Here is a 24138-nt window from a genome sequence, read left to right on the forward strand (position 1 = left end):
CGGGAGCGCCCTGGGCGACCCGGTGCGGACGGGCAGGGCAGCCGCGCGGTCACCGATGCCGTCCCGGAGCCGCCGTCAGGCAGTCGTCAGACCGGCTGCGGCTCGCCGAGCGCACGTCCGGTGACCATCGGGCGGGGCTCCTCGACCTGGCCGTCCGCGCTGACCGGGGCCTCGTCGATGGCCTCGGCGGTGGCGGTCGGCTCGGGCGCCCCGGTGGGGCGCGGGTCCAGGTGCACCCCGGCGATCATGCACCGCACCGACCCACCGGCCAGCTCGATGGTGGGGATGTCGACCGAGACGATCTGGCAGGAGCGCTCGATCGCGGTGATCTGCGGCCCGGTGAGGCTGCGCCGGGCCCGGCCCGACATGGCCATGATGTGCTGTCGGCGACCCTCCGGCGTCCGCCCGAGCAGCTCGACCGCGTTGCCCGCGAACTCCCGCACCTGGTGCTCGCTGAGCTCGATGATCTCCCGCCCGGTGACCTCCAGCCGCTCGCGCACCTCCCGGCGGCGCTGCTCGTCACGGATCATGTCGAGCGCGATGAGCGCCACGTCGGTGCCGATGCAGGCGATGACGTTGGTGTGGTAGACCGGCACCCCGCCGGCGTCGACCGCGTCGAAGGGCATCGGCTCGTAGTTGAAGTCGCTGCAGAAGCGCTCCAGCACATGGGTGTCCGCCCGGTGGCTGACGGCCGTGTAGGCGACGCGGGAGACGTGGTCCAGCACCATGGCGCCGGTGCCCTCGAGGAAGATGCCGTCCGGCTCCAGCCCGGAGTAGTCGACGATCGTCTGCAGGCGGTAGTCGGCCTTGAGCATCTCGAGGATGTCGCCGCGCCGTTCGTGCCGGCGGTTCGAGGCATACATCGGGTAGACCGCGACGTAGCCGCCCGGGTGCGTGGAGAGCCAGTTGTTCGGGAAGACGCTGTCCGGCCGCGTGTGGTCGGGGTCGCTGAAGACGTGGACCCGCACGCCGGCGTCCCGCAGCGCCTGCGCGACGGCGTCCATCTCGGCCAGCGCCGCCGCCGACGTCACCTCCACCGACTGCCCGACGGGCACGTCGTGCTGGAAGGCGTTGTCCGTGGCGGTGGCCGGGTTGGGGACGAAGTTCTCGGCACGGATGAGGATCACGGAGGACGGGGCTTGGGCACTCACGCCCGGCAATCTATGGCATCTGGTGCGCCCTTCCGAAAAAGTCCTGACGAGCTGTCGATCCGGCGCCGCCCCGTCCGACATGCTGGTGAGGTCGCGCACGGCGGCCCGCACGAGGAGCAAGGAGAGCAGCATGAGTTCCTACACCGTTCTCATCATCGGGGCGGCCGACCGCTGGTGGACGTCGATGAGCCTGGCCGAGCGCACGGAGGGGTATGCGCAGTACGCCCGGCTCGGCGAGGCGCTCGCCGCCGGGGGGCACCGGGTGGTCGGCGGAGCCGAGCTGACCCGGACGTCGGAGGCCCGGTCCATCCCGGCCGGCGGCGGACCGGCGACCGACGGCCCGTACGCCGAGACCGTCGAGCAGGTCGGTGGCTACTACCAGGTCGAGACCGACGACCTCGACGGTCTGGTGGAGTGCTTCCAGATCATCGCCCGCACCGGCGACGGCATCGAGATCCGGCCCAATGTCGACGCCGCCGACCGGCCGAGCTGAGGAGCCGACCATGAAGTACGTCATCCTGCTCATGTCCGAGGGCGAGATGCCCGCCTGGTCCGCGCTGAGCGAGGAGGAGCAGCAGGCGGGGATGGCCCGGTTCGAGGCCTTCGACGCCGCGTGCCGGGCCCGCGAGGGCGTGGAGATCCTGGCCGGCGAGGCGCTCGGCGCGGGCGACACCGCGACGACCGTGCGTACCCGCGGCGGCGAGCGCATCGTCACCGACGGTCCCTATGCGGAGGCGGTCGAGCAGCTGGGCGGGTTCTACCTCCTGCAGGCCCCCGACCTCGACGTCGTGCTCGACCTGCTCACCGTCCTGCCGCCCTACGACATCCAGGTCAGCCCGGTGGTCGACCCCTACTGACCACGATGCCTCCCGAGCTCGACCAGGTCGTGCGCGAGGAGTGGGGCCGGCTGGTCGCCCTGCTCCTCGCGCACTTCCGGCGCCTGGACCTCGTCGAGGACGCCCTCGGCGACGCGGTGGAGGCCGCCGCCCGGCAGTGGCCGCGGGACGGCACCCCGGCGAACCCGGCGGCCTGGCTGCAGACCGTGGCCCGGCGCCGCATCGTCGACCGGCTGCGCGCGGAGGCGATGGCGCAGCGCCGCCACGCCCTGGTCGCCACCGACCTGGAGCGCCGGCCACCGCGGGCGATGGCCGACCCCGGCGACCTCGTCGAGGACGACCTGCTGCGTCTCGTGCTCATGTGCACCCACCCGGCCCTGTCGCCGGAGTCCGCCAGCGCGCTCGCGCTGCGGCTCGTGCTGGGCGTCAGCACGCGCGACATCGCCGCCCTCTTCCTCGTGCCCGAGCCCACCATGGCCGCCCGCATCACCCGGGCGAAGAAGAAGATCGTCACGGCCGGCATCCCCTTCGCCGTCCCCGACCTGGCGGTCCTTCCCGACCGGCTCGCCACCGTCGCGCAGACGGCATACCTCGCGTTCACCGCCGGGTACGCCCCGGCCAGCGGCCCCGACCTGCTGCGGACGGCGCTCGCGGGGGAGGCGGTGCGCCTGGTCCGCACGGTGCGCGCGCTGCGGCCGGGGGACCCCACGCTGACCGCGCTGCTGGCCCTCGTGCTGCTGCAGCACTCCCGTCGCGACGCCCGGCTGGACGGCGAGGGCCGGCTCGTGCTGCTGGACGACCAGGACCGTGACCGCTGGCACCGTGACGAGATCGAGGAGGCGGGGCGGCTGCTCGCCTCACCCGGTCTGATGGGCGCCCTCCTGCCCAGGCAGGCCGCGAGCTACCTGCTGCAGGCATTCGTCGCCGCCGAGCACGCCGCCGCGCCCACCAGTGCGCAGACCCGGTGGGACCGCATCGTCGGCCTCTACGACCAGCTGCTCGCCCTCTCACCTTCGCCCTCCGCGCGCCTCGCCCGGGCGGTCGCGGTCGCGGAGGCGGACGGTCCGCGCGCCGGGCTGGCCGCCCTCGACGGCGTCGAGGTGCCCGGCAGCCACCGGGTCGCCGCGGTCCGGGCCGAGCTGCTGGCCCGCGCGGGGGAGCGGACCGCGGCGCTCGCGCAGCTCGACGCCGCCCTGGCCGCCTGCGACAACGACACCGAGCGCGCGCACCTGCAGCGGCGCCGCGCCGAGATCTCCGGCGCCGAGATCGTCCACCCCGGAGGCTGACCTCGGCGCTACCCTCGGAGAGTGCGGTCCCGGGCCCGGCCGAGGGCATCCACCGACGGGTCGTCGACGTGGCACTGAGCGTCCTCGACCTGTTCACCGTGGGCATCGGGCCGTCGTCGTCCCACACGGTCGGGCCGATGCGGGCCGCCCGCCGGTTCGCGGAGGGCCTGGCGGCCGATGGTCTCCTGCCCGAGGTCGACGGGGTGCACGTCGAGCTGTTCGGCTCGCTCGGCGCCACCGGCCACGGGCACGGCTCGGACCGTGCCGTCGTCCTGGGGCTGGAGGGCGAGGACCCGGAGACGGTGGACACCGCCACCGTGACCGAGCGGGTGGCCGCCGTGCGGGACCGCGGCCGGCTCAGCCTGCTCGGCCGGGTCGAGGTGCGCCTCGGCGAGGACGACCTGGTGCTGCACCGTCGCGCCACCCTGCCCGGTCACCCCAACGGTATGACGTTCCGCGCCTCCCGCGACGACGGCACCGTGCTGCGGGAGCGGACCTACTACAGCGTCGGGGGCGGCTTCGTCGTCGACGAGGCCGCCCTCGGTGCCGACCGGGTGGTCCCGGACGACACCCCGGTGCCCCACCGGTTCGGCACCGGCCGGGAGCTGCTGGCGCAGTGCCAGGAGCAGGGGGTCGGTGTGGCCGGGCTCATGCGCCTGAACGAGGAGGCCTTCCGGCCGTGGGAGCAGACCCGGGCCCAGCTGCTGCACCTGTGGTCGGTCATGCAGGAGTGCGTGGCGGCGGGGCTGCGGCACGAGGGCACCCTGCCCGGCGGGTTGAGGGTGCGGCGGCGGGCGCCGATGCTGCACGCCCGGCTGCAGGAGCAGGGCCTGCCGGACGACCCGTGGCGCGCCATGGACTGGATCGACCTGTGGGCCATGGCGGTCAACGAGGAGAACGCCTCCGGCGGCCGGGTGGTCACGGCCCCCACCAACGGTGCCGCCGGCATCATCCCGGCGGTCCTGCACTACTACCGCCACCTCGTCCCGGGCGCCGACGACGACGGCGTCGTGGACGTCCTGCTCACCGCGGGCGCGGTCGGGATCATCATCAAGGAGAACGCCTCCATCTCCGGGGCCGAGGTCGGCTGCCAGGGGGAGGTCGGCTCGGCCTGCGCGATGGCCGCGGCCGGGCTGACCCAGGTGCTGGGCGGCACCCCGGCCCAGGTGGAGGCCGCCGCCGAGATCGGCATCGAGCACCACCTCGGGCTCACCTGCGACCCCGTCGGCGGGCTGGTCCAGATCCCGTGCATCGAGCGCAACGCGGTCGGCGCGATGAAGGCGGTGCACGCGGCCCGCCTCGCCACCCACGGCGACGGCACGCACACCGTCTCCCTCGACCAGGCGGTCCGCACCATGCGGCAGACGGGGAAGGACATGAAGCGCAAGTACAAGGAGACGTCGCGCGGCGGGCTCGCCGTCAACGTCGTCGAGTGCTGAGGCGCGCCGGAAGGTATCGGTTAGGCAAAGGTTTGGTGTCGGACCTTTTCCGGACGGCCCGGCAGACGTAGCGTCGACGACGTGATGTCGGAGTCCTGTGTCCTGGGCGCCCGGAGCCATGGCTACCTGGTGCGCCGGACGGTGGTCCCGTCGGAGGCCCCCGCCTCCGCGGCCACCGGCGGGTCCACACAGCTGGCGGACACGCCGTCCCGGAGTCCTCTGCCCTTGCAGGAGTGGCCCCACCCGGACGCGTGAGCTGGTGAACCCGAGGACTGAGCCGGTCTGCAGCAGTGCTGCGGACCGGCTCAGTCGCCGTCAGGGCCGGAGAGGACCTCTCCGGCCCGGACCACGAGGTGCACGTCGAGGTCGGCGTCGAGCCCGACGAGGTCGGCACGGTGACCCGGGGCCAGCTGGCCGGCGTCCAGCCCGAGGGTCCGGGCGGGGTTGCTCGTGGCGGCGACGAGCGCGGCGCACCGCGCGACGCCGGAGGCGACGGAGGTCCGGACCGCCCGGTCCAGGGTGAGGGTGCTGCCAGCGATCCGCCCCGTGTCCACGGTCCGCGCCACCCCGTCGACCACCTCCACGTCCATCGGGCCGAGGCGGTAGCGACCGTCGGGCGCGTGCGCCGCCGCCATCGCGTCGCTGACGAGCACGATGCGCGACAGGGTGCTGCGCACGGTGAGCTCGACGACGTCGGGGTGCACGTGCACGCCGTCCGCGACGAGCTCGACCGACAGCCGCGGGTCGGCGAGGGCGGCGACGACCGGGCCCGGGTCCCGGTGGTGCAGCGGCCGCATGGCGTTGTAGAGGTGGGTGACGACGGTGGCCCCCGCGTCGGCGGCGGCGCGCAGCTGGTCGGCGTCGGCGTCGGTGTGCCCGACGGCGACGACCACCCCCGCCGCGACCAGACGGCGGACCGCGTCCATGCCGCCGGGCAGCTCGGGCGCCAGGGTCACCATGCAGATGCCCCCGCCGCCGGCCTCCAGCAGGGCGTCGATCTCGGCCGGGTCGGGGTGACGGAGGTCACCGAGGTGGTGGGCCCCGCGGTGGAGCGGGCTGAGCCACGGCCCCTCCAGGTGGATGCCGTCGATCATCCGCCCGCGCACCAGCGGGGCCAGCGCGCGGACCTGCTCCAGCAGCGTCTCCGGGTCGGCCGACACGAGCGAGGCCACCACGCTGCTCGTCCCCGCGGCGTGGTGGGTGGCGGCCGCGGCCCGGACCTCGTCCGGGTCGGTCGTGGCGAAGGTATGCCCCCCGCCGCCGTGGCAGTGGATGTCGACGAACCCCGGCGACAGGTAGGGGACGTGCCGGTCCGCGGGGTAGAGCGGGGCGCCCCGGCCCACCTGGGTGATCCGGTCGCCCTCCACGGCGACCCACCCGCCGTCGAGGGTGCCGTCCGGCCAGAGGACGTGCTCCCCGGAGATGACCGTCCTGTCCCTCATCACACCCCCCGCAGGGCGTCCGCGGCAGCCCCCGCGCCGGCCGCGCCGCCGCCGTAGGTCCGCACGACGCAGGCAGGCGCCGCACCGGCGGGCAGGTCGCGGATGCCGGTGTGCACCAGCACGTCGCACCGGCCGAGCAGGCGGAGTGCCTGCTCGTGCCCCAGGTCGGTCTGGTCGTCGCTCACGAGGACCAGTCCACCACGACCGGCGTCGTCGGACACCCCGTCCGCCTCGACGACCCGCCCACCGAGCTCGGCCGCCAGGACCGTGGTGACGACCTCCTGCCGGGCCCCGCTCGCGATGTTGGCGCGGCCACCCAGGGCGGCCACCACCGGCTCGGGCAGCGACGGCACCGTCCCGGCCACCCGCACGGCACGGGCGGCGGCGGCCCGCCCCGCCCGGGCCGCCGCCCCGTCGTCCGTTCGCGTGTCGACCGCGCGCGCCCCGCTGTCGCCGTGATGACCACGCGTCTCGTCCGTCGGCTCCTGCCCCGACCGTCGCTCGGCCTGACGGTCGCCGAGAGCGGCCACCCGCGCAGCGGCCTCGCGCAGCCGCTCCTCGGGCAGCTCGCCGCTGCTCACCGCCTCCACCACCGCGTCGGCGAGCGCCAGCGTGTCGGCCTCCGCGTCGTAGTCGCCCGGGAAGGCCGGGTTGCCGATGCACAGCAGGTCGGCCCCGGCGGCGAGCGCGAGCACCGCGGCGCCCGCACGGCCATACCCCTGCGCCACCGCCGCCATGTCGAGGGCGTCGGTGCAGATGACGCCCTCGAAGCCCAGCTCGCGCCGCAGCAGGCCGAGGACCGAGGGGTTGAGCGTGCCCGGCAGGTCGCCGTGTCCCGGCACCACGAGGTGGCCGGTCATGACGACCGGTACGCCGGCGCGGACCGCCGCGCGGAAGGGCACCAGCTCGCGGGCAAGGAGCAACGCGTCGTCGACGTCGAGCACCGGCAGGTCGAGGTGGGAGTCGACCCGGGTGGAGCCGTGCCCGGGGAAGTGCTTGGCGCAGGCCAGCACCCCGGCCTCGCCGAGCCCCTCGACGGCCGCGACGACGTGCCGCGAGACGTGCTCGGGGTCGGCGCCGAAGGAGCGCACCCCGATGACCGGGTTCGCCGGCTCGGTGTTGACGTCGGCGTCCGGCGCCGCCGTCAGGTCGATGCCGACCTCGCGCAGCTGCCGACCGAGCCCGCGCATCACCTCGCGGGTGAGGTCGACGTCGTCGGCCACGCCCAGCGCCCACGCGCCCGGCCAGGGGGAGCCGTCCCGGTGGTGCAGCCGGGTGACGGTGCCCCCCTCCTCGTCGGCGGCGACGAGCGCCGCGGGTCGGCGGGCGTGCACCTCCTCGGCCAGGGCGGCCACCTGGGTCTCGTCCTCGACGTTGTGGCCGAAGAGCCACACGCCCGCCAGTCCCTGGTCCAGCAGCTCACCCGCCCAGCCCGGCAGCGTGGTGCCGACGAAGCCGGGGGCGAGCACGCCGAGCGCGGCGCGGCGCAGCTCGTCCGTCCCGGTCTGTGAGGAGGTGTCGGTCATCCCTTGGTCGCTCCTGACATGAGTCCGCTGGAGAGCCGCGACTGGACGGCGACGAAGAAGATCATGACCGGGACGGTGATGATCGAGCTGGCCGCCATGACGGCACCCCAGTCGGTGCCGCTGCGGGTGAAGAAGGTCCGCAGGCCGACGGCGGCGGTGTACATGTCGTCGTCGGCCATGAAGGTGAGGGCGAAGATGAACTCGTTCCACGCCAGGATGAAGCTGAAGACGCTCACCGCGACCAGACCCGGGGCGACGAGCGGGAAGAGCACCTTCCAGAACATCTGCCACCAGCTGGCCCCGTCGAGGTAGGCCGCCTCCTCCAGCTCCACCGGCACCGCGGCGACGAAGCCGCGCAGGGTCCAGATCGCGAAGGACAGGCTGAACGCGATGTAGACCACCGACAGCCCGAGCAGGCTGTTGAGCAGCCCCAGCGTCTTGGCCTGCAGGAAGAGCGGGATGACCAGCGCCTCCATCGGCACCATCTGCACGATGAGGATCATCATGAGGATCTTGGTGCGCCCGGAGAAGCGGAAGCGGGCGACCGCGACCGCGGCGAACAGCGCGAGCAGCCCGCTCGCCACGACGGTGACCACGGCGACGATGAGCGAGTTGAGCAGGTAGCTGGGGAACCGGGTCTCCGACAGCACCCGGCCGAAGTGCTCGAGGGAGATCCCGGACGGTATGACGCCGCGCCCGCCCGCGTTCGCCGCCGGGTCGAGCGCGGTGCCGACCATGACGAAGACCGGGAAGATGCTGAAGACCACGACGACGACGCAGGCCAGCACCAGCCCGCCGCGCCCGAGCAGCCGCCTCACAGCTCCTCCTCCTTGAACAGCGTCCGCAGGTAGACCGCGGTGATGACCATGAGCAGGACGGTGAGCAGCACCGCGATGGCGGCGCCGAGCCCGAACTGGTTCTGCGACATGGCGGTGATGTAGCTCCAGGTGCCCAGGTTGAGCACCTCACGGTTGGAGCCGTCACCGCCGGGCATGAGGTAGATCTGGGTGAAGACCTTGAAGTCCCAGATCGTCGACAGGATGGTGACGATCGCGAAGACCGGCTTGAGCATCGGCAGGGTGACGTGCCGGAACCGCTGCCAGGCGTTGGCGCCGTCGATCATCGCCGCCTCCGGCAGCTCGGACGGGATGGTCACCAGCCCGGCGAGCACGGTCACGGCGACGAAGGGGAAGCCGTGGTGCACGACGTTGAGGGTGGCGATGGCGTAGAACCACCCCCGCTCGGTGAAGAGGTTCTGGGTGGCGACGTCGACCAGGCCGAGCTGCCCGAGGACGCCGGTGAGGAAGCCGGCCCGGGCGTCGAAGAGGTAGACCCACACGTAGGTCCCGGTCACGGCCGGCACCGCCCAGGCGGCCATGACCGCCATCGTCACCAGCGTCCGCCAGCCGGGGGAGAGGCGGTGCAGCAGCAGGGCCACGAGGGTGCCGACGACCACCGTCAGCACCACGCAGACCAGCGCGAAGACGACCGTGTTGGGCAGCGCCACCCGCCACAGCCGCTCGTCGGTGAGGACGTCGCGGTAGTTCTGCAGGCCGATCAGCTCGGCACCGCCGCGCACCAGCTCGCGCAGGCCGAAGTCCTGGAAGGACAGGACGACGACGCGCACCATGGGCCACAGCAGCAGGATGCCGATGACGGCCAGGGTCGGCGCGAGCAGCAGCCACGGCCGCCGCGCCGACCCCAGGGCGGGCGAGCTCACGAGCCGAAGATCTCGTTCATCTCGTCCGCGGCGGTGGTGGCGGCCTCCTCGGGGCTCGCCTTGCCGCCGAGGATCGACTCCATCATCGCCGGGATCGTCTGGGCGCCCTCGACCTGGCCCCACTGCGGGGTGACCGGCAGCGTCGCGCTGGCCTCGAGCATCTGCTGGGCGAACGGCGCCACCAGCGGGTCCTCGGCCTCCTCGAGCTGGCTGAGCAGGTCGTTGGTCGCGGGGAAGAAGCCGGTCTGCTCCCCCCACATCTCGGCATACTCACCGGTCGTCATCATCTCGACGAAGGTCCAGGCGAGGTCCTCGTTGTCGGTCGTCTCGAAGACCGACAGGTGCGAGCCGCCGGCGAAGGAGGGCGACATGCCGCCGTCCGGGCCGGGGATCGGCACGACGCCGAGCTTGCCCTCCAGGTCGCCGTTGGCCTCGACGATCGACTTCGGGGTCCACGACCCGCTGATGATCATGCCGGCCTCGCCGCGGGCGAAGGCGTCGCGGGTGTCGGCCTCGTTCCACGTGCTGGCGGCCGGGGTGGACAGGTCGTGCTCGCCGGCCAGGCTCTCGAGGAACTGCAGGCCCTCGATCGACTCCGGGGAGTCCAGACCGGACTCCCAGGTGTCACCCTCCTGGGTGGCGACCTCGCCACCGGCGCCCCAGATGAACGGCGTGGTGGTGTGCGTCGAGTTCGGCACCGGGAAGGGGATGAGGTCGGGGTCGCTCTCCTTGAGCGCCTCGCCGACGCTGACGAGCTCATCCCAGGTGGTGGGCGGCTCGACGCCGGCCTCCTCGAGCAGGTCGGTGCGGTAGATGATCGAGCGGACACCGGCATACCAGGGAGCGCCGTAGACCGCGCCGTCGAGGGTGCCGGACTCGAGGACGCTGTCGACGTAGCCGTCGGCCAGGCCGGCCTCCTCGATCTTGTCGGAGACGTCCATGAGGGCGCCGGCGTCGCCGAACTCCGGGGTCCAGGTGGTGCCGACCTCGGCGACGTCCGGCCCGGTGCCGCCGGCGATCGAGTTGGTGAACTTGTCGTGCGCCGAGGCCCACGGGACGTACTGGATGTCGAGGGTGGCGCCGGTCTCCTCCTCGAAGGCGGTGCTCACCTCCTCGAAGAACGGCGTCGCGTCCGGGTTGGTGCCCTCCATGATCCAGACGGTGAGGGTCTCGCCGGAGGCGTCGCCACCGCCCGAGCCGGCGTCGCCGCCGGAGCCGGAGCCGGAGTCGTCGGAGCCGCAGGCCGTGAGCGTGAGGGTGGAGGCCGCCGCCAGCGCGAGCAGCCGGGTGGCACGTGAGGTGCGCATCATGAGGGTGTCCTTTCGTGGGGTGTGACGTGGTGCGAGGTATGCAGCAGGGTCAGGGCCGCCCGCCGGCGGCGGTCGGGAAGAGGTCGACGAGGATGCGGTAGCGGTCGCCGCGGTAGACCGAGCGGACGAACTCCGCCGCCCGGCCGTCGGCCACCCGGGAGGTGCGCTCGAAGAGGAAGGCGGGGGAGCCCTCGTCCGTCCCGAGGTGCTCGGCCTCGTCCGCGGTGACGAGGTGCGGCTCGATGGTCTGGGTGCCGGCGCTGATGGTCAGCCCGTAGCGCGACTCGAGCAGCTGGTAGAACGAGGCGTCCTCCAGGTCGCTCCCGGACAGGCCGGGGACCAGCTCGGTGGGCACGTGCAGGTCCTCCAGGGCCATGGGCTCGCCGTCGGCGGTGCGCACCCGGCGCACGTGCACGACGCTGGACGTGGGGTCCACCCCGAGCACCGAGGCCAGCATCATGCCGGCCGGACGGTGCCGCGCCCAGACCGTGTGCGCGCCCGGGGTCATGCCGCGGGAGCGCATGTCGGTGGAGAAGGACGTCGCGGACAGCTGCTGGTCCACCCGCTCCGGCGCGACGAAGGTGCCGGCCCCCGCCCGCCGGATGAGCCGGTGGTCGGCGACCAACGCCTCGACCGCGCGGCGCAGGGTCATCCGGGCCACCCCGAGGTCGGCCGCCAGGTCGCGCTCGGCCGGCAGCGGCTCCCCGGGCCGCATCGGGGCGATGAGGTCCTCCAGCCGCTGGCGGACCAGCTCGACCTTGCCGAGCCGGGCGCCGTTCACGGGCTCCGCGCTCATCGACCACGCACCGGCCGGGAGGCGGGGGACTGGGTGTTGTCGGTCGACAGGGCGGTGACGACGTAGACGTCGTGCTTGTCCCCGTCGGGGTCCACCCAGTCGGTGTCGCCGTCGCCCAGCACCGCGACGAGGTGGTCGGCGTCCAGGTCGTCGCAGGAGACGCGGCCCGGCCCGCGCGCGTCGTCGACGCGGTAGACGGCGAACCCGGCGTCCTCACCCGGGTGGCTCCACGACAGGGCGACGCCCTCGGCGGTGCGGGTGGTGCGGACCGAGGTCGGGGCGGCGACCTCCTCCGTGGTGCCCGGGTGCAGCGCGGGGGGCAGGGCCGGGTCGGCGTAGTGCTCGGACTGCAGGAGGGACCAGTGGTCCAAGCGGTTCGCGCGCACGTCCTTGGCGGAGAAGTAGACGTCGCCGGTGACCTGCGGGTAGTCCTCGTTGAGGTCGAGGTGGCGCACCATCTCCGCGGGGTCGGACCACTCCGGCGACTGGGTCGAGGTGCCGACCTTGTAGGTCGCCTGCCCGATCCACAGCGCCACGTCGGTGCCGTCCACCTGCTCGCTCCACCACGGGACGAGGACGTCGTAGGCCGCCGGGTCGAAGCCGATCGCCCAGTAGACCTGGGGCAGGACGTAGTCCAGCCACTCCTGCTGCACCCACAGGCGGGTGTCGGCGTAGAGGTCGTCGTAGGTCTGCGCCCCCGCCGTGGTGTCCGAACCCTCCGGGTCGGTGGCGACGTTGCGCCAGACGGCGAACGGGCTGACACCGAAGGCGACGTGCGGCTTGGCCGCTTCGATCTGCTCGTGCAGACCCTCGATGAGCTGGTCGACGTTGTCCCGCCGCCAGTCGTCGCGGTCCTCGAAGCCGGCGCCGTAGGCGGCGTAGCTGGCGTCGTCGGGGAACTCCTGTCCGGCCACGGGGTAGGGGTAGAAGTAGTCGTCGAAGTGGACTCCGTCGATGTCGTAGCGCTCGACGGCCTCCATGATGACGGCGGTGGTGTGCTCGCGGACGGCGGGCACGCCCGGGTCGTAGTAGAGCTTGCCGCCGTAGGCCACCGTCCAGTCGGGGTTGACCCGGGCCGGGTGGTCCTCGGCGAGGGCGGTGGGGTCGGTGCCGGTCAGGGTGACGCGGTAGGGGTTGAACCAGGCGTGGAAGTCGAGGCCACGGGCGTGCGCCTCCTCGACGGCGAAGGCCATCGGGTCCCACCCGCCGAAGTCGGCGCCCTGCTCACCGGTGAGCCAGGCGCTGCTCGGCTCGAGCTCGGAGGGCCAGAACGTGTCGGCCGTCGGCCGGACCTGCACGAAGACGCTGTTGAGGCCGGAGGCGACCGCCTCGTCGTACCAGGCCTCCAGCTCGGCCTGCGCCTCCTGCGGGCTCAGCCCGGGCCGGGAGGGCCAGTCGATGTTGGCGACGCTGGCGAGCCACACGCCGCGCATCTCGTGCAGGGGGGCCTCCGGGGCAGGGCTGCACGACGTCCACGGCGGGGCCGCCGGGGCAGGGGTGGCCTGCGAGGTGGCGGCGCCCCCGAGGGCGAGGGAGGCGCCCAGCGGGACGACGGTGCTCACCAGGGCCGCGCGGGTGCGGCGGGTACGAGGTGCGGGCATGTGCTCTCACGTCCTTGTCAGAGTCTCTAGACCAACGGTGCTAGACCAGTGGTCCAGAGATTGGCATACTGCCTCTCGTGATGTCAACGACGAACGAGCACGACGGCGTGGCGGTCAGCCTTCTGGCGGTGGACCTCGGCAAGACGGGGGCGCGGGCCCGCTGGCGGTCCGGGGAGCAGGTGCGCGAGGCAGACGGTCCTGGGGTGGTCGGGCTGGCGGCCGCCGACGGGGTCCAGCAGGTGGTGGGTGCGGTGCGTGCGCTGACCGCGTCGCTCGGGCTGAGCGGGTCGCGGGTCGACGTGCTGGCGGTCGGGCTGGTCGGCTACCACGCGGCGAGCGGGCGACGGGAGGCCCTGGCCGACGCCCTCCTCGAGCAGGTCGCCGATGCCGTGGTGCTGACGGGGGACGTCACGACGACCTTCGTGGGGGCCCTCGCGGGCCGTCCCGGCGTCGTGGTCGCGGCCGGCACCGGGGCGGTGGCGCTCGCCGCCGACCCGACCGGTCGCACCGCGGTCCGGGACGGGTGGGGCTTCCTGCTGGGCGACGACGGCAGCGGGTATGCCGTGGGTCGCGCCGGCCTGCGCGCGGCCCTCGAGCACCGCGACGGCCGGGGCGGGTCGGCCGCGCTGGAGCACGCGGCGACGGCGCGCTTCGGCGACCTCGCCGGGCTGCCGTCGGCGGTCCACTCCGAGGAGCACCCGTCGCGGCTCATCGCCTCCTTCGCCAAGGACGTCGCCCGGGCGGCCCGGGACGGCGATGAGGTGGCGGTGCGGATCTGGGCCGACGCCGCCGACGCGCTGGCCCGCACGGCCCGCGCGGCCCGCGACGCGGTCGACCCCGGCCTGCCGGTCTGCCTGGCCGGGGGGCTGGCCGACGTCGGCCCGGTGCTCACCGAGCCCTTCGCGCAAGCCCTCGGCGCCGAGGTGCTCGCCCCGGCCGGCACCTCCCTCGACGGCGCCGAGACGCTCGCCCGCCAGGTCTGGTCGGGCGGGATCGACCCGGTCGTGTCCGACCAGGTCACCGTGACCCGACGCACAGAACACGCGCCGGGGACACTCCGGACCACCCCCGAGCCCGCGGACGACACCCGCGCCGAGGTCATCGGCGCCCTCGCGACCGAGGGCGTCCGCGAGGACCTCCTGGACCTCGACGAGCGGGACACCCAGGAGGTGCTGCGCGAGCTGTGGGAGGCCGAGGCCACGGTTGCCCCCGCGCTCCTCGGCGTCGTCCCGGTCGTCGCCGCGGCCGTGGACGACATCGCCGACCGGCTGCGCGGCGGCGGCCGGATGTTCTACCTCGGGGCCGGGACGCCCGGGCGCCTCGCCTTCGTCGACGCCTCCGAGCTGCCGCCGACCTACGGCACCCCCGCCGATCTCGTGCGGGCGCTGCCGGCCGGTGGCGTCGAGGCCATGGTCCTGGCTCGCGAGGGGGCCGAGGACGACGGCCCGGCGGGTGCGGCCATGGTGCGCGAGGCGGGCGTCGGCCCGCAGGACGTCGTCGTGGGCATCAGCGCGTCCGGCCGCACGCCCTACGTGCTGGAGGGGCTGCGCGCGGCGGCCGAGGTGGGGGCGCTCACCGTCGCCGTGTCCAACAACCTCGGCGCACGGGCCTCCCACGGCGTCGACCACGCGATCGAGGTCGCGACCGGCCCGGAGGTCATCAGCGGGTCGACCCGGCTGAAGGCCGGCTCGTCCCAGAAGATGCTGCTCGGCGCCCTGTCCACCGCCGTCATGGTCCGGCTCGGCAAGACGCACGGGCCGTTCATGGTTGATATGCAGGCGTCCAACATCAAGCTGCGGGACCGCGCGGTGCGCATGGTGCAGCGGGTCAGCGGATGCGAGCCGGGCCGGGCCACGGAGGCGCTCGAGGCAGCCGGGTGGAGCACCAAGGTCGCGGTGGTCATGGTGCTCGGCGGCCTCACCGCCGAACGTGCCCGCGAGCTGCTCGCCGAGGGCGGCGACTCGGTGCGGGGCGCGCTCGGGATGGTGCGGTCGTGATCGTCGTCGGGGTGGGGTCGGGCACGAGCGTGGACGGCATCGACGTGGCGGCGCTGGACCTCGTGCTCGACGGCGACGTCGAGGTGGTCCGAGCCCGCCTGCTCGGCTCGGGCACGGTGCCCTTCGACCCCGCGCTGCGCGCCGAGGTGCTGGCGGCCTTCCCGCCCGGCCGGGTCGGGCTGCAGCAGGTATGCCGTCTCGACACCCGGCTGGGGCAGGCGTTCGCCGACGCGGTCGCCACGCTCGGCGTCGAGCTGGCCGGGCGGACCCCGGACCTCGTCGCCTCGCACGGGCAGACGCTCTTCCACGACGTCGTCGACGGCCGCGTCGCGGGAACCCTGCAGCTGGGCCAGCCCGCCTGGGTCGCCGAGCGCACGGGTGCCCCCGTCGTCTCCGACCTGCGGGTCGCCGACGTGGCGGCCGGCGGCCAGGGCGCACCCCTGGCCAGCACCTGGGACACGCTCTGGCTGGGAGGGCGGGGGCATACCTGCGCGGCGCTCAACCTGGGCGGCATCGCCAACGTCACCGTCGTGCCGGGAGGGCCCGGCGCGGCGCAGGGCGTGCGGGCCTTCGACACCGGCCCGGCCAACGCGCTCGTCGACGCGGTCGTCGCCCGGCTGACCGACGGTCAGCAGACGTACGACGTGGACGGCGCCGGCGCCGCGGCCGGAACGGTCGACGACGAGCTGCTGGCGGTGCTGCTGGCCGACGGCTACTACGCCCTGCCCGCGCCGAAGACGACGGGCAAGGAGCACTTCCACCTCGGGCACGTCGATGCCGCGCTCGCGACGCTGGGGCGGGAGGTCGCGGGCACCGACCTGCTGGCCACGCTCACCGAGCTGACCGTGCGCACGGTCGCCGAGGCGCTGCGCCCCTTCGCGCCGGGCGAGCTCGTCGTGAGCGGGGGAGGAGCGCGCAACCACACCCTGGTGCGAGGCCTCGAGCAGACGCTGCCCGAGGCGCGTGTCGTGACCAGCGAGGCGCACGGCATACCGGTCGACGCCAAGGAGGCGTGCCTCTTCGCGCTCCTGGGCTTCCTCACCTGGCACGGGCTCCCGGGCACCGTCGCGGGGGTCACCGGGGCCGCGCACGCGCGCCTCGCCGGGCGCATCACACCCGGTCACGCCCCGCTGCGCCTTCCCGAGCCCGCGGGGAGCGCCCCGACGCGGCTGGTGGTGGTGGGCTGATGGAGGTGGTGATCTGTGGTGACGTAGGGGAGATGGGCCGGCTCGCGGGTGACGTCGTGACCGGGCTGGTGCGCTCGCGCCCCGACGCCGTGCTCGGGGTGGCGACCGGCTCCAGCCCGCGCCCGGTGTATGCCGACCTCGTCGCCCGGGTGCGCGCCGGGACCCTCGACCTGTCCGGGGTGCGGACCTTCTCGCTGGACGAGTACGTCGGGCTGCCCGCGGACCACCCGTCCGCCTACCGCGCGGAGATCCGGCAGCAGCTGACCGACCCGGCCGGCATCCCGGAGGGGCAGGTGCACTCCCCGCCCGGGGACGCGGACGACCTGCCGGCGGCCGCGGCGGCCTACGAGCGGCTCATCGAGGACGCGGGCGGGATCGACGTGCAGCTGCTCGGGCTCGGCAGCGACGGGCACATCGCCTTCAACGAGCCGGGCTCCTCGCTGGCCAGCCGCACCCGCGTCAAGACCCTCACCCGGCGCACCCGGGAGGACAACGCCCGTTTCTTCGACGGCGACGTCGACGCGGTGCCGACGCACTGCCTCACGCAGGGTCTCGCCACCATCAGGGCGGCGCGGCACGTCGTGCTGCTGGCGGCGGGCGAGGGCAAGGCCCGGGCGGCGGCCGAGCTGGTCGAGGGCGCGGTCTCGGCGCGGTGGCCGGCGACCGTGCTGCAGTGGCACCCGCACGTCACCGTGCTGCTCGACGAGCCGGCAGCGAGCAGGCTCGAGCTCGCGGACTACTACCGGGAGACGTGGGCCCACAAGCCCGACTGGCAGGGGCTCTAGGCGGTCACCGGCTCAGACGCCGGAGCCCAGGATCAGCAGGGCGGCCGCGAAGAGCACCCCGGTGGTGAGCAGGATCACCGTCGTGTAGCCCAGGATGTCGCGGATCTTCAGGCCCGCGATGGCCAGCAGCGGCAGCGCCCAGAACGGCTGGATCATGTTGGTCCACTGGTCGCCGTAGGCCACGGCCATGATGGCGACCTCGGGGTCGACGCCCAGGCTGCTCGCGGCCTCCAGCAGCACCGGCCCCTGCACCGCGATCTGGCCGCCGCCGGAGGGGACGAAGAAGTTGACGATCCCCGCGGAGAGGAAGGCGAGCAGGCCGAACGTGGCGGGCGTGGAGACCGAGACCAGCGCCTCCGAGAGCACCGTGATGAGCCCGGTGCCGGCCATGATGCCCATGATCCCGGCATACAGCGGGAACTGCAGGAGGATCTCGCCGACGTTGGACGCGGCGCGCTGGGTCAGCTCGACGATCTCGAAGGGGTTGCGGACCAGCAGCAGGCACAGGGTGAGGAAGGTCCAGTTGACGATGTCGAGGGTGATCGAGCCGCCGCCGCTGAAGTGGACGACGAGGTATGCCAGCAGCAGCAGCCCGGGGACCAGCGTCAGCACGCGCGACGCGTCGAGGCGGTCCGCGGGCGTCGTGACGTCGTAGCGGATCTCGTCGTCGACCATCCGGTGCTCCGGCATCTCGACGATGCCGGCACCGTGCCGCGGTGCCATGAGCGCGATCGTCCCGGCGACGACGGCGACGGCCAGCACGGCGGTCACCATGTTCCAGGGCGAGAAGGTGGTCTCGGTGATGGGCAGCGGCTGGCCGAGCTGCTCGCTGACGAAGCTGTCCGGGGTGGCCGCGACGAGTGGCGCCGACCCCGAGTAGCCCATGTGCCACACCACCATCCCGGTGTAGCCGGCGGCGACGAGCAGCGGGAAGTGGCGGGGCTCGCCCCGGCGGCGCCCCTCGGCGGCGACCTCCTTGGCGAGCAGCGCACCGACGACCAGGCCGAGACCCCAGGTGAACAGCCCGGCGACGCAGGTGACCAGCGCGACGAAGACGTAGGGCATGACCCGGCCCCGCGGGACCGCGGCCAGCCGGCGCAGCCCGGCCCGGACCGGCCCGGTGTTGGCCAGGATGTAGCCCAGCAGCAGGATGAGCGCCATCTGCGTCATGAACGCCAGGAGACCGGCGAGCCCGTCGCCCCACGCGGTGAGGACGTCCACCGGGCCGGCGTCGGTGAGGCCGAGGGCCGCCACCATCACCACCACCGTCAGGACGATCGCGAAGACCAGGGCGGAGGGGATGAAGCGCTCGACGACGGAGTTCAGCGGGCCCATGGCTCGCTGCACGCCCGTGCGGTGCTGGGTCTGCGTCACTGGGTCGACCTTCGTGTCGGGGGCGGGGCTCGGCCGACGCTAGCGGACGATCACTGTCCCCCAGCGGATCTAGTCTCGCGACATGCGCCTGGAGAACATCGTCATGCAGGCCCGCGATCCGCAGGCCGCGGGCCGGTTCTGGTCGGCGGCACTGGGTCTGGTCGACCTGGGCCCCGGTGACCCGGACGACGACGAGGGCCGGCTGTCGCTCGGCGACGACGTGTGGCTCGACGTCTGCATCGAGCGGGTCGCCGAGCCCCCGCCCCCGGGGTGGCGGCTGCACCTGGACCTGCTGGGCGGTGCGCAGCAGCAGGAGGTCGTCGAGCGGCTCCTCGGCCTGGGCGCCACCCGCGCCGACATCGGGCAGGGCGAGGTGCCCTGGGTGGTGCTCGCCGACCCGGACGGGCACCCGTTCTGCGTCATGGAGGAGGGCGCGGCCTACTCCGGCACCGGGCCGGTCGCCGCGCTGCCGCTCGACAGCGCCGACCCGGAGCGGGACGCCGAGCTGTATGCCGCGCTCACCGGCTGGGTACCCGCCCGAGGTGTCGGGCCGGTCACCCTGCGGCACCCCAGCCTGCGCGGTCCGCTCCTCGAGCTCTGTCCGGAGCCCGGACCGAAGGTCCGGCAGAACCGCACGCACCTCGACGTCCGCCCGACGCCGGACGGGCCTGACCAGCGCGGCGTGGTCGAGCTCGCCCTGTCGCTGGGCGCCTCCCTCGCGGCCGATGACTGGGCGCAGGGGCACCCGTGGACGGTGATGCGCGACCCCTCCGGCAACGAGTTCTGCGTGCTGGCCGACAGCGAGGGCTGACCCGGCGCCGCGGAGGCCCGCGGTCGACCGCCCGGATCGATCAGAGGGCCAGCAGCCCGTCCACCACCTCGACGAGGTCGCCTCCCCGCACGTCCGCGGGGAGGAACACCTCACCGGGCTCGCCCTCGAGCCGGGAGCACCAGCCCGCGAGCGCGCCGGCCTTCGTGGCGCCGTGGCAGTCCCACGCGTGCACGGCCACCAGGGCCATCCGCTCCAGCGGGCAGTCGAGCGCGTCGGCGGCGTGGCGGTAAACCTCGGGTGCCGGCTTCCAGACCCCGACCGTGTCGCACGTGACGACCTCGTCGACGTACTGGTCCAGGCCAGCCCCCTCCAGGAACGAGCGCGTCTGGTCCGGGTCGCCGACCGTGAGACACCCCACGCGCACGCCGGCGTCGGAGAGTCGTCGCAGGGCCGGTACCGCGTCGAGGAAGGCGGGGACGGTCGCGAAGCCCTCGAGGACGTGGTCGATCTCGGCGTCGGTCATCGCCTGCTTGGTCTCGGTACGCAGGGCCTGCCGCGCGGTGGCGGTGAAGTCGGCGACGTCGCCGGCCAGGGTGAGCGCCATCGCGTCACGCTGGAATCGCATGAAGAACGGGCCCAGCACGGACCCGGGCTGCCCGACGGCCTCGAGCCGCTCGGCGAGGGGGTCCAGGTCGAGCAATGTCTCCAGGACGTCGAACACGACGGCGTCGACACGGTCGGTCATCGGAATGCCTCCTTCGCATGCAGGGGCGCCGGACGGCGCATCCTCCACGCTAGGGATGATCGGAGGAGGCGCACGGTGGAACGACACCCCAGCGCCCTCACAGGGGACCGAGCACCGAGCGGACGTCTGCCTGGAGGTCGAGGCTCTGGAGGACTCCCAGCAGCTGGCGCTCCTCGTAGCCGAAGTGGGACTCCATGACGGCATCGATCCCGTCGAGGTGGCGGACGAGCTCGGCCGGGCCGGAGCGGTGGTCCACCGCGTGCTGCAGCTCGGTGAGCAGGTGCGCGATCATCGAGTGGTCCTGCTGGAGGGCGCGGAGGGTCTGTCCCAGGTGGGGGTGGGCGGCTGCGATCGCGGGGAAGAGGTGACGGTCCTCGCCCTCGTGGTGCTGGGTGAGCGCCGCACAGAAGCCGCGGCAGAACATCAACAGGTCCCGGGTGGCGTCGGGGGCGGGGCCGCCGTCGTCGACGGCCTCACGGGTCACGCGCAGCGCCTCACGGAGGCGGTCGTGGACAGCCCGCATCTCCACGCTCCAGGCCACCAGCCTGGCCGACTCGCCCTCAGCCATACGAGGGCGACAGGGTGGACGAGGTCATCGTCACGTCCCTCCGACGTCCACGCCTCCATGCCTGACACGGTCTGCCACCAGCACGCGACGCTGTCCAGCAGGCTACCTGCGGAGCGAGGCGCGTGGAAGACCGTCGCTCGGGCGCAGCGCCAGGGCGACGACCCCGCTAGAGTCGGCCCATGGACGAGGCAAGGGTGCCCGTGCCCTTCGAGATCTACCAGGAGGGCGTCTACCTGCACGGCACCAAGGCCGACCTGGCGGTCGGCGACCTGCTGACGCCGCACCGGGAGTCGAACTTCGAGCCCGGCCGGGTCATGAACCACATCTACGTCACCGAGACGCTGGACGCCGCGACCTGGGGCGCCGAGCTGTCCGTCGGGGCGGGCCGGGGACACATCTACGTCGTCGAGCCGCTGGGGGCCCTCGAGGACGACCCCAACGTCACCGACAAGAGGTTCCCTGGCAACCCGACCCGATCGTTCCGGTCCGCCGAGCCGGTGCGTGTCGTCGCAGAGCTCCGCGACTGGGTGGGTCACTCTCCCGAGCAGGTGCAGGCCATGCGGGACGGCCTCGCGGCGATGCAGCGCGAGGGCAGGGCTCCGATCGACGACTGAGCGCCCGTCGGCGGTGCCCGGGGCTCATCAGGAGGCGGGCCGGGTCGCCTTCCCGTCGAGCCAGAGTGTGTCCGACTCGTCCCGGTGGGTGCCGGTGGTCCCGACGTGCTTGCTGCTGATGGTCGGTCCGTTCTTGATGACGTGCACCAGGGCCATGGCGTGGCCGCGTCCGAGCCCGTGCTGTTCCTTCCACCACGCGACGATGTCGCTCGTGCTCGTCTGCTCGTCGAAGCCACGGGCACGCGCCTGCTCGATCAGCTGACGTGGTGTCAGCCCCGTCTTCTCCTCGATCGTGTCGAGGTATGCCTGGAAGGACAAAGTTGCTCCTGTTCGCCTCTGTGCCCGTCGCCGACGAGCGTGTGGTGGTCTGACGACGGGCCAACGCACGACTCATCGGTCCGACGAACGACGTTCGGTTGTCGGGTCCCGAGAGCGGGCAGGCCAGCACCATGGGTTTGCCGGCCCGGGTCGTACCGCTGCGACACACTCAGCGATCGAGCGCCAGGCCTGTGCTCGCGAGGACGCCGACGACCACCTCGTCAACAGCCGGGACCGGGCGTGTGGACCGGGTCACGACGGCCGTGGTCTCGGCCAGACCAGGGGCATGGCCGCGGCGGCCGCGACGCCGAGTGCCCCGGCCAGCACCACGCCGGCACCCAGGAGCGCCGCCAGGGCGGTGACCGCGGCGGCGGCGAGGAGCTGCAGGCCCTTGCGCCAGCCGGCCTGCTCGGCCGTCGCTCGACCCTGGCCCAGGGTGGTCGGCAGGGCCGCGGCGAGTGCGACGACGGCCACGGACACGAGCAGGGCCAGGGGGCGCTGGTCCGTCTCCACCACGCGGCGCAGCGCACGCAGGAGCGCGAAGAGCGCGAGGAGGGCGGCCACCCACGCCACCCGCGACCTCGTCCAGGACATGACGCATGAGGCTACGCGCCACCCGTGGGACGGGACGCTCGGCGGTGGTTCGGGCCGCGGCGACGGGCCTCACCCACCCCGTCGGTCAGGGCGAGGTGGAGCCGACGAGGTCCGCGTCCAGGCTGATGTCCGAGGACGAGGACGAGGCCTGGTGGACCTCGACGGCCAGCGTGTTGGTGCCCGGCACCAGCAGCGCGGGGTCGAGGGTGAACGCCCGCAGCGCCCGCTCGGCCTGCCCGTCCCGGGTGGCCGAGGCCCGGGTGGTGGCGGTGACGGCGCCGCCGGGCATGTTGTCGCGCACCGCTTCGACGCCGTTGACGTAGACCACGGCGCCGTCGTCGACGACCATCGTCACGGTGAGGTCCTGCGGCACCGTGTCCACGGTGAATTGGGTGCGGAAGTACGTGGTGATGTACTTGCTCGACGCCGACGGTCCGAAGCCCACGACGGTGGCCTCGTCGCCGTCGCCATACCCGAACTCCGCGGACCCGGTCGCCCAGCCGCTGTCGTCGAAGGTCGATCCCTGCCACCCCGGGGCAAGGTTGCCGCGGTCCCAGTAGGTCCACGAGGCGGCGGACCCGTCGACGTAGGTCTGCTGGACGGTCGGGGGCGGCGCCGCGCCGCCGGTGAAGCGGACGAAGCCCTGGGCCGGTATGCCGCTCACGTTGGTGAACTCGCCGCCGGCGACGACCCCGGTGGCGGTCGCGTCGATCGCGAAGATGCCCCAGAAGTAGTTGAAGGTGGGTCGGAAGGCGAGGTCCACGACGCCGGTGCGCTCGTCGGCGACCAGCAGCTTGAGCCGGGTGTCGTCCTGGTAGCCGTCGTGGAAGCCGAAGTACACCTGGCCGTCGTGGTGGTCGATGGCCTGCACGTCGCCCATCGTGGTCTGCCGCCACCGGCGGACCCCGGTGGCGCTGTCCCACGCGGTCGCGCTGTTCGACCCCGCCGCCAGGGCGCCGAACAGCAGCGAACCGTCGTCGTTGAGGGCGAGGTCCAGGACAGGGCGGACGCTGGACTGGTAGGCCTGGGGACCGGCGGTCCCGGTCAGGCTGGACACGGCCGCGACCCCGGTCCGTGGCGCGCCGCCGGCCGAGCTGAAGTTGCCCGCGACGTACAGGACGTTCTGGGTGGGGTGCTTGATCAGTGAGGTCACCTTGGCATCGGCCCGGCCGACGAAGGCGGCGTCGACGGCACCTGTGGTGGCGAGCAGCTTGGCCACCCGCTGGCGCGCCACCCCGCCGATGGCGCCGAAGTCGCCGCCGGCATACACCCAGCCGTCCCGGACGTCGAGCCCCAGCACGCCCCCGTTGGCGTCGGCCCGGAAGGCGGGGTCGACGGCGCCGGTCGTCAGGCTGACCTTGGCCAGCCGGGCTCTCGAGACGCCGCGGATCTGCCCGAAGTGTCCACCCACGTAGAGCGCCGTCCCGTCGGTGGCCAGCGCCATGACGGTCGACCCGGCGTCGGCGATGAAGTCTCGACGCAGCGCACCGGTGGCGGCATCGAAGGCGGCCAGGTTGCGCCGGGCCACGGTCTCACCCCCGGGGCTGGTCGCCGTGGTGAACCGGCCCCCGACGTAGACGGTCGGACCGACGACGAGCACCGCGGAGACCTTGCCGTTGACCCGCCACGAAGGGGAGGGGACCTGGGAGGGCGTGGCCGCCGTCGCCGCATGGGGAAGGCCCAGGACCAGGACGAGCGCGCAGATCATGATCCGTGCGAGGAAGAAGCGGCGCCGACCCACCATGGCCCGTCCGTTCGTGAGAGGTGCTCTCATCGTCCGCCCGCCGGGGGCTGGCGTCAAGGATGCCGCGCGAGTCTTCGTCGCCCCGCGCGACGTGGCGGTGCCGCGGACCGCCGGGCGACCGACCTTCAGCCCTGGCGGGCGTAGACGATGATGTTGTCGTCGTAGTGGCCGGTGGTGTCGGAGAAGGTGCCGCCGCAGGTGATGAGGCGCAGCTCGGGGCCGGTGGTGTTGCCGTAGACCTGGGTGGTGGGGAAGGTGTCCTTGGGGTACTGCTGCAGGTCGTAGATCTCGAAGGTCGCGGTGGTGCCGTCGGCGCGGGAGACCTCGACGGTG

Annotated in this window: 24 protein-coding genes; 9 read left to right on the forward strand and 15 right to left on the reverse strand. The window is 73.5% G+C overall.

What is annotated here, in order from left to right:
* Positions 1–86 precede the first annotated feature (86 nt).
* On the reverse strand, positions 87–1151 hold the full coding sequence (gene ctlX, locus EUS26_RS15955) for a citrulline utilization hydrolase CtlX (RefSeq protein ID WP_130014823.1): 1065 nt from the start codon (positions 1149–1151) through the stop codon (positions 87–89).
* Between the two features lie 130 nt (positions 1152–1281).
* Here ctlX and EUS26_RS15960 point away from each other — a divergent pair, with 130 nt between their 5' ends.
* The 4 genes from EUS26_RS15960 (at position 1282) to EUS26_RS15975 (ending at position 4712) form a co-directional block, all read left to right on the forward strand.
* Positions 1282–1644, forward strand: coding sequence for a YciI family protein (locus EUS26_RS15960; protein WP_130014824.1), 363 nt, complete (start codon positions 1282–1284; stop codon positions 1642–1644).
* A gap of 10 nt (positions 1645–1654) precedes the next feature.
* Positions 1655–2008 carry a YciI family protein gene (locus tag EUS26_RS15965; RefSeq protein WP_165368652.1) on the forward strand — a complete coding sequence of 118 codons (354 nt, stop codon included), beginning with the start codon at positions 1655–1657 and terminating at the stop codon, positions 2006–2008.
* 5 nt (positions 2009–2013) lie between these two features.
* Positions 2014–3273, forward strand: a complete 1260-nt coding sequence (locus EUS26_RS15970) for an RNA polymerase sigma factor (protein WP_130014826.1) — start codon at positions 2014–2016, stop codon at positions 3271–3273.
* A gap of 68 nt (positions 3274–3341) precedes the next feature.
* Positions 3342–4712: an L-serine ammonia-lyase gene (locus EUS26_RS15975; RefSeq protein ID WP_130014827.1), complete on the forward strand. Its 1371-nt coding sequence runs from the start codon at positions 3342–3344 to the stop codon at positions 4710–4712.
* A 305-nt stretch (positions 4713–5017) separates the two neighbouring features.
* On the opposite strand, the gene nagA is transcribed toward EUS26_RS15975, so the two are convergent.
* The 7 genes from nagA to EUS26_RS16010 are packed head-to-tail and all read right to left on the reverse strand — an operon-like array spanning position 5018 to position 13107.
* On the reverse strand, positions 5018–6154 hold the full coding sequence (nagA, locus tag EUS26_RS15980) for an N-acetylglucosamine-6-phosphate deacetylase (RefSeq protein ID WP_130014828.1): 1137 nt from the start codon (positions 6152–6154) through the stop codon (positions 5018–5020).
* On the reverse strand, positions 6154–7680 hold the full coding sequence (locus tag EUS26_RS15985; protein WP_130014829.1) for a glycoside hydrolase family 3 N-terminal domain-containing protein: 1527 nt from the start codon (positions 7678–7680) through the stop codon (positions 6154–6156). The genes nagA and EUS26_RS15985 overlap by 1 nt, the downstream gene beginning before the upstream one ends.
* On the reverse strand, positions 7677–8498 hold the full coding sequence (locus EUS26_RS15990) for a carbohydrate ABC transporter permease (protein ID WP_202865185.1): 822 nt from the start codon (positions 8496–8498) through the stop codon (positions 7677–7679). The genes EUS26_RS15985 and EUS26_RS15990 overlap by 4 nt, the downstream gene beginning before the upstream one ends.
* On the reverse strand, positions 8495–9400 hold the full coding sequence (locus EUS26_RS15995; protein WP_130014830.1) for a carbohydrate ABC transporter permease: 906 nt from the start codon (positions 9398–9400) through the stop codon (positions 8495–8497). The genes EUS26_RS15990 and EUS26_RS15995 overlap by 4 nt, the downstream gene beginning before the upstream one ends.
* Positions 9397–10710, reverse strand: a complete 1314-nt coding sequence (locus EUS26_RS16000; protein ID WP_130014831.1) for a sugar ABC transporter substrate-binding protein — start codon at positions 10708–10710, stop codon at positions 9397–9399. Before EUS26_RS16000 ends, EUS26_RS15995 begins: the two co-directional genes overlap by 4 nt.
* Before the next feature lie 49 nt (positions 10711–10759).
* Positions 10760–11506: a GntR family transcriptional regulator gene (locus tag EUS26_RS16005; RefSeq protein ID WP_130014832.1), complete on the reverse strand. Its 747-nt coding sequence runs from the start codon at positions 11504–11506 to the stop codon at positions 10760–10762.
* Complete coding sequence (locus EUS26_RS16010) at positions 11503–13107, reverse strand: glycoside hydrolase family 10-like protein (protein ID WP_130014833.1); 1605 nt, start codon at positions 13105–13107, stop codon at positions 11503–11505. The genes EUS26_RS16005 and EUS26_RS16010 overlap by 4 nt, the downstream gene beginning before the upstream one ends.
* Before the next feature lie 80 nt (positions 13108–13187).
* On the opposite strand from EUS26_RS16010, the gene EUS26_RS16015 reads away from it, so the two are divergent.
* Genes EUS26_RS16015 through nagB form a run of 3 tightly spaced genes read left to right on the forward strand, consistent with a single transcriptional unit; the run spans position 13188 to position 17076 of the window.
* Positions 13188–15104 (forward strand): N-acetylmuramic acid 6-phosphate etherase, encoded by a 1917-nt coding sequence (locus EUS26_RS16015; protein ID WP_130014834.1) that lies wholly within the window; start codon positions 13188–13190, stop codon positions 15102–15104.
* Entirely contained in the window at positions 15101–16291 is a 1191-nt protein-coding gene (locus tag EUS26_RS16020) for an anhydro-N-acetylmuramic acid kinase (RefSeq protein WP_130014835.1), read from the forward strand. The genes EUS26_RS16015 and EUS26_RS16020 overlap by 4 nt, the downstream gene beginning before the upstream one ends.
* Complete coding sequence (nagB, locus tag EUS26_RS16025; protein ID WP_130014836.1) at positions 16291–17076, forward strand: glucosamine-6-phosphate deaminase; 786 nt, start codon at positions 16291–16293, stop codon at positions 17074–17076. Before EUS26_RS16020 ends, nagB begins: the two co-directional genes overlap by 1 nt.
* 12 nt (positions 17077–17088) lie before the next feature.
* On the opposite strand, the gene EUS26_RS16030 is transcribed toward nagB, so the two are convergent.
* Positions 17089–18411, reverse strand: coding sequence for a short-chain fatty acid transporter (locus tag EUS26_RS16030; RefSeq protein WP_165368655.1), 1323 nt, complete (start codon positions 18409–18411; stop codon positions 17089–17091).
* Positions 18412–18532: 121 nt separating this feature from the next.
* Here EUS26_RS16030 and EUS26_RS16035 point away from each other — a divergent pair, with 121 nt between their 5' ends.
* Complete coding sequence (locus tag EUS26_RS16035; RefSeq protein ID WP_130014838.1) at positions 18533–19261, forward strand: VOC family protein; 729 nt, start codon at positions 18533–18535, stop codon at positions 19259–19261.
* Positions 19262–19301: 40 nt separating this feature from the next.
* Here the strand turns inward: EUS26_RS16035 and EUS26_RS16040 are convergent, their stop codons facing one another.
* A complete protein-coding gene (locus EUS26_RS16040; protein WP_130014839.1) occupies positions 19302–19967 on the reverse strand; it encodes a haloacid dehalogenase type II in 666 nt (221 codons plus the stop codon).
* A 97-nt stretch (positions 19968–20064) separates the two neighbouring features.
* The gene (locus EUS26_RS16045) at positions 20065–20535 is read right to left on the reverse strand and encodes a hemerythrin domain-containing protein (RefSeq protein WP_130014840.1); all 471 of its coding nucleotides are present in this window, start codon (positions 20533–20535) and stop codon (positions 20065–20067) included.
* A gap of 179 nt (positions 20536–20714) precedes the next feature.
* Between EUS26_RS16045 and arr the strand changes: the two genes are divergently transcribed.
* Entirely contained in the window at positions 20715–21149 is a 435-nt protein-coding gene (arr, locus tag EUS26_RS16050) for an NAD(+)--rifampin ADP-ribosyltransferase (RefSeq protein WP_130014841.1), read from the forward strand.
* A 27-nt stretch (positions 21150–21176) separates the two neighbouring features.
* Here arr and EUS26_RS16055 read toward each other — a convergent pair whose 3' ends face one another.
* The 4 genes from EUS26_RS16055 to EUS26_RS16070 all read right to left on the reverse strand — a co-directional run.
* Positions 21177–21467, reverse strand: a complete 291-nt coding sequence (locus EUS26_RS16055; RefSeq protein ID WP_130014842.1) for a DUF4287 domain-containing protein — start codon at positions 21465–21467, stop codon at positions 21177–21179.
* A gap of 252 nt (positions 21468–21719) precedes the next feature.
* The gene (locus EUS26_RS16060) at positions 21720–22061 is read right to left on the reverse strand and encodes a hypothetical protein (protein WP_130014843.1); all 342 of its coding nucleotides are present in this window, start codon (positions 22059–22061) and stop codon (positions 21720–21722) included.
* An 85-nt stretch (positions 22062–22146) separates the two neighbouring features.
* A complete protein-coding gene (locus EUS26_RS16065) occupies positions 22147–23835 on the reverse strand; it encodes a hypothetical protein (protein ID WP_165368654.1) in 1689 nt (562 codons plus the stop codon).
* 95 nt (positions 23836–23930) lie between these two features.
* Positions 23931–24138 (reverse strand): sortase domain-containing protein (locus tag EUS26_RS16070; RefSeq protein ID WP_130014845.1); only part of this gene is annotated, 208 nt, incomplete at its 5' end.

It is taken from the genome of Serinicoccus sediminis (assembly GCF_004153545.1).
Taxonomy (GTDB): Bacteria; Actinomycetota; Actinomycetes; order Actinomycetales; family Dermatophilaceae; genus Ornithinicoccus; species Ornithinicoccus sediminis_A.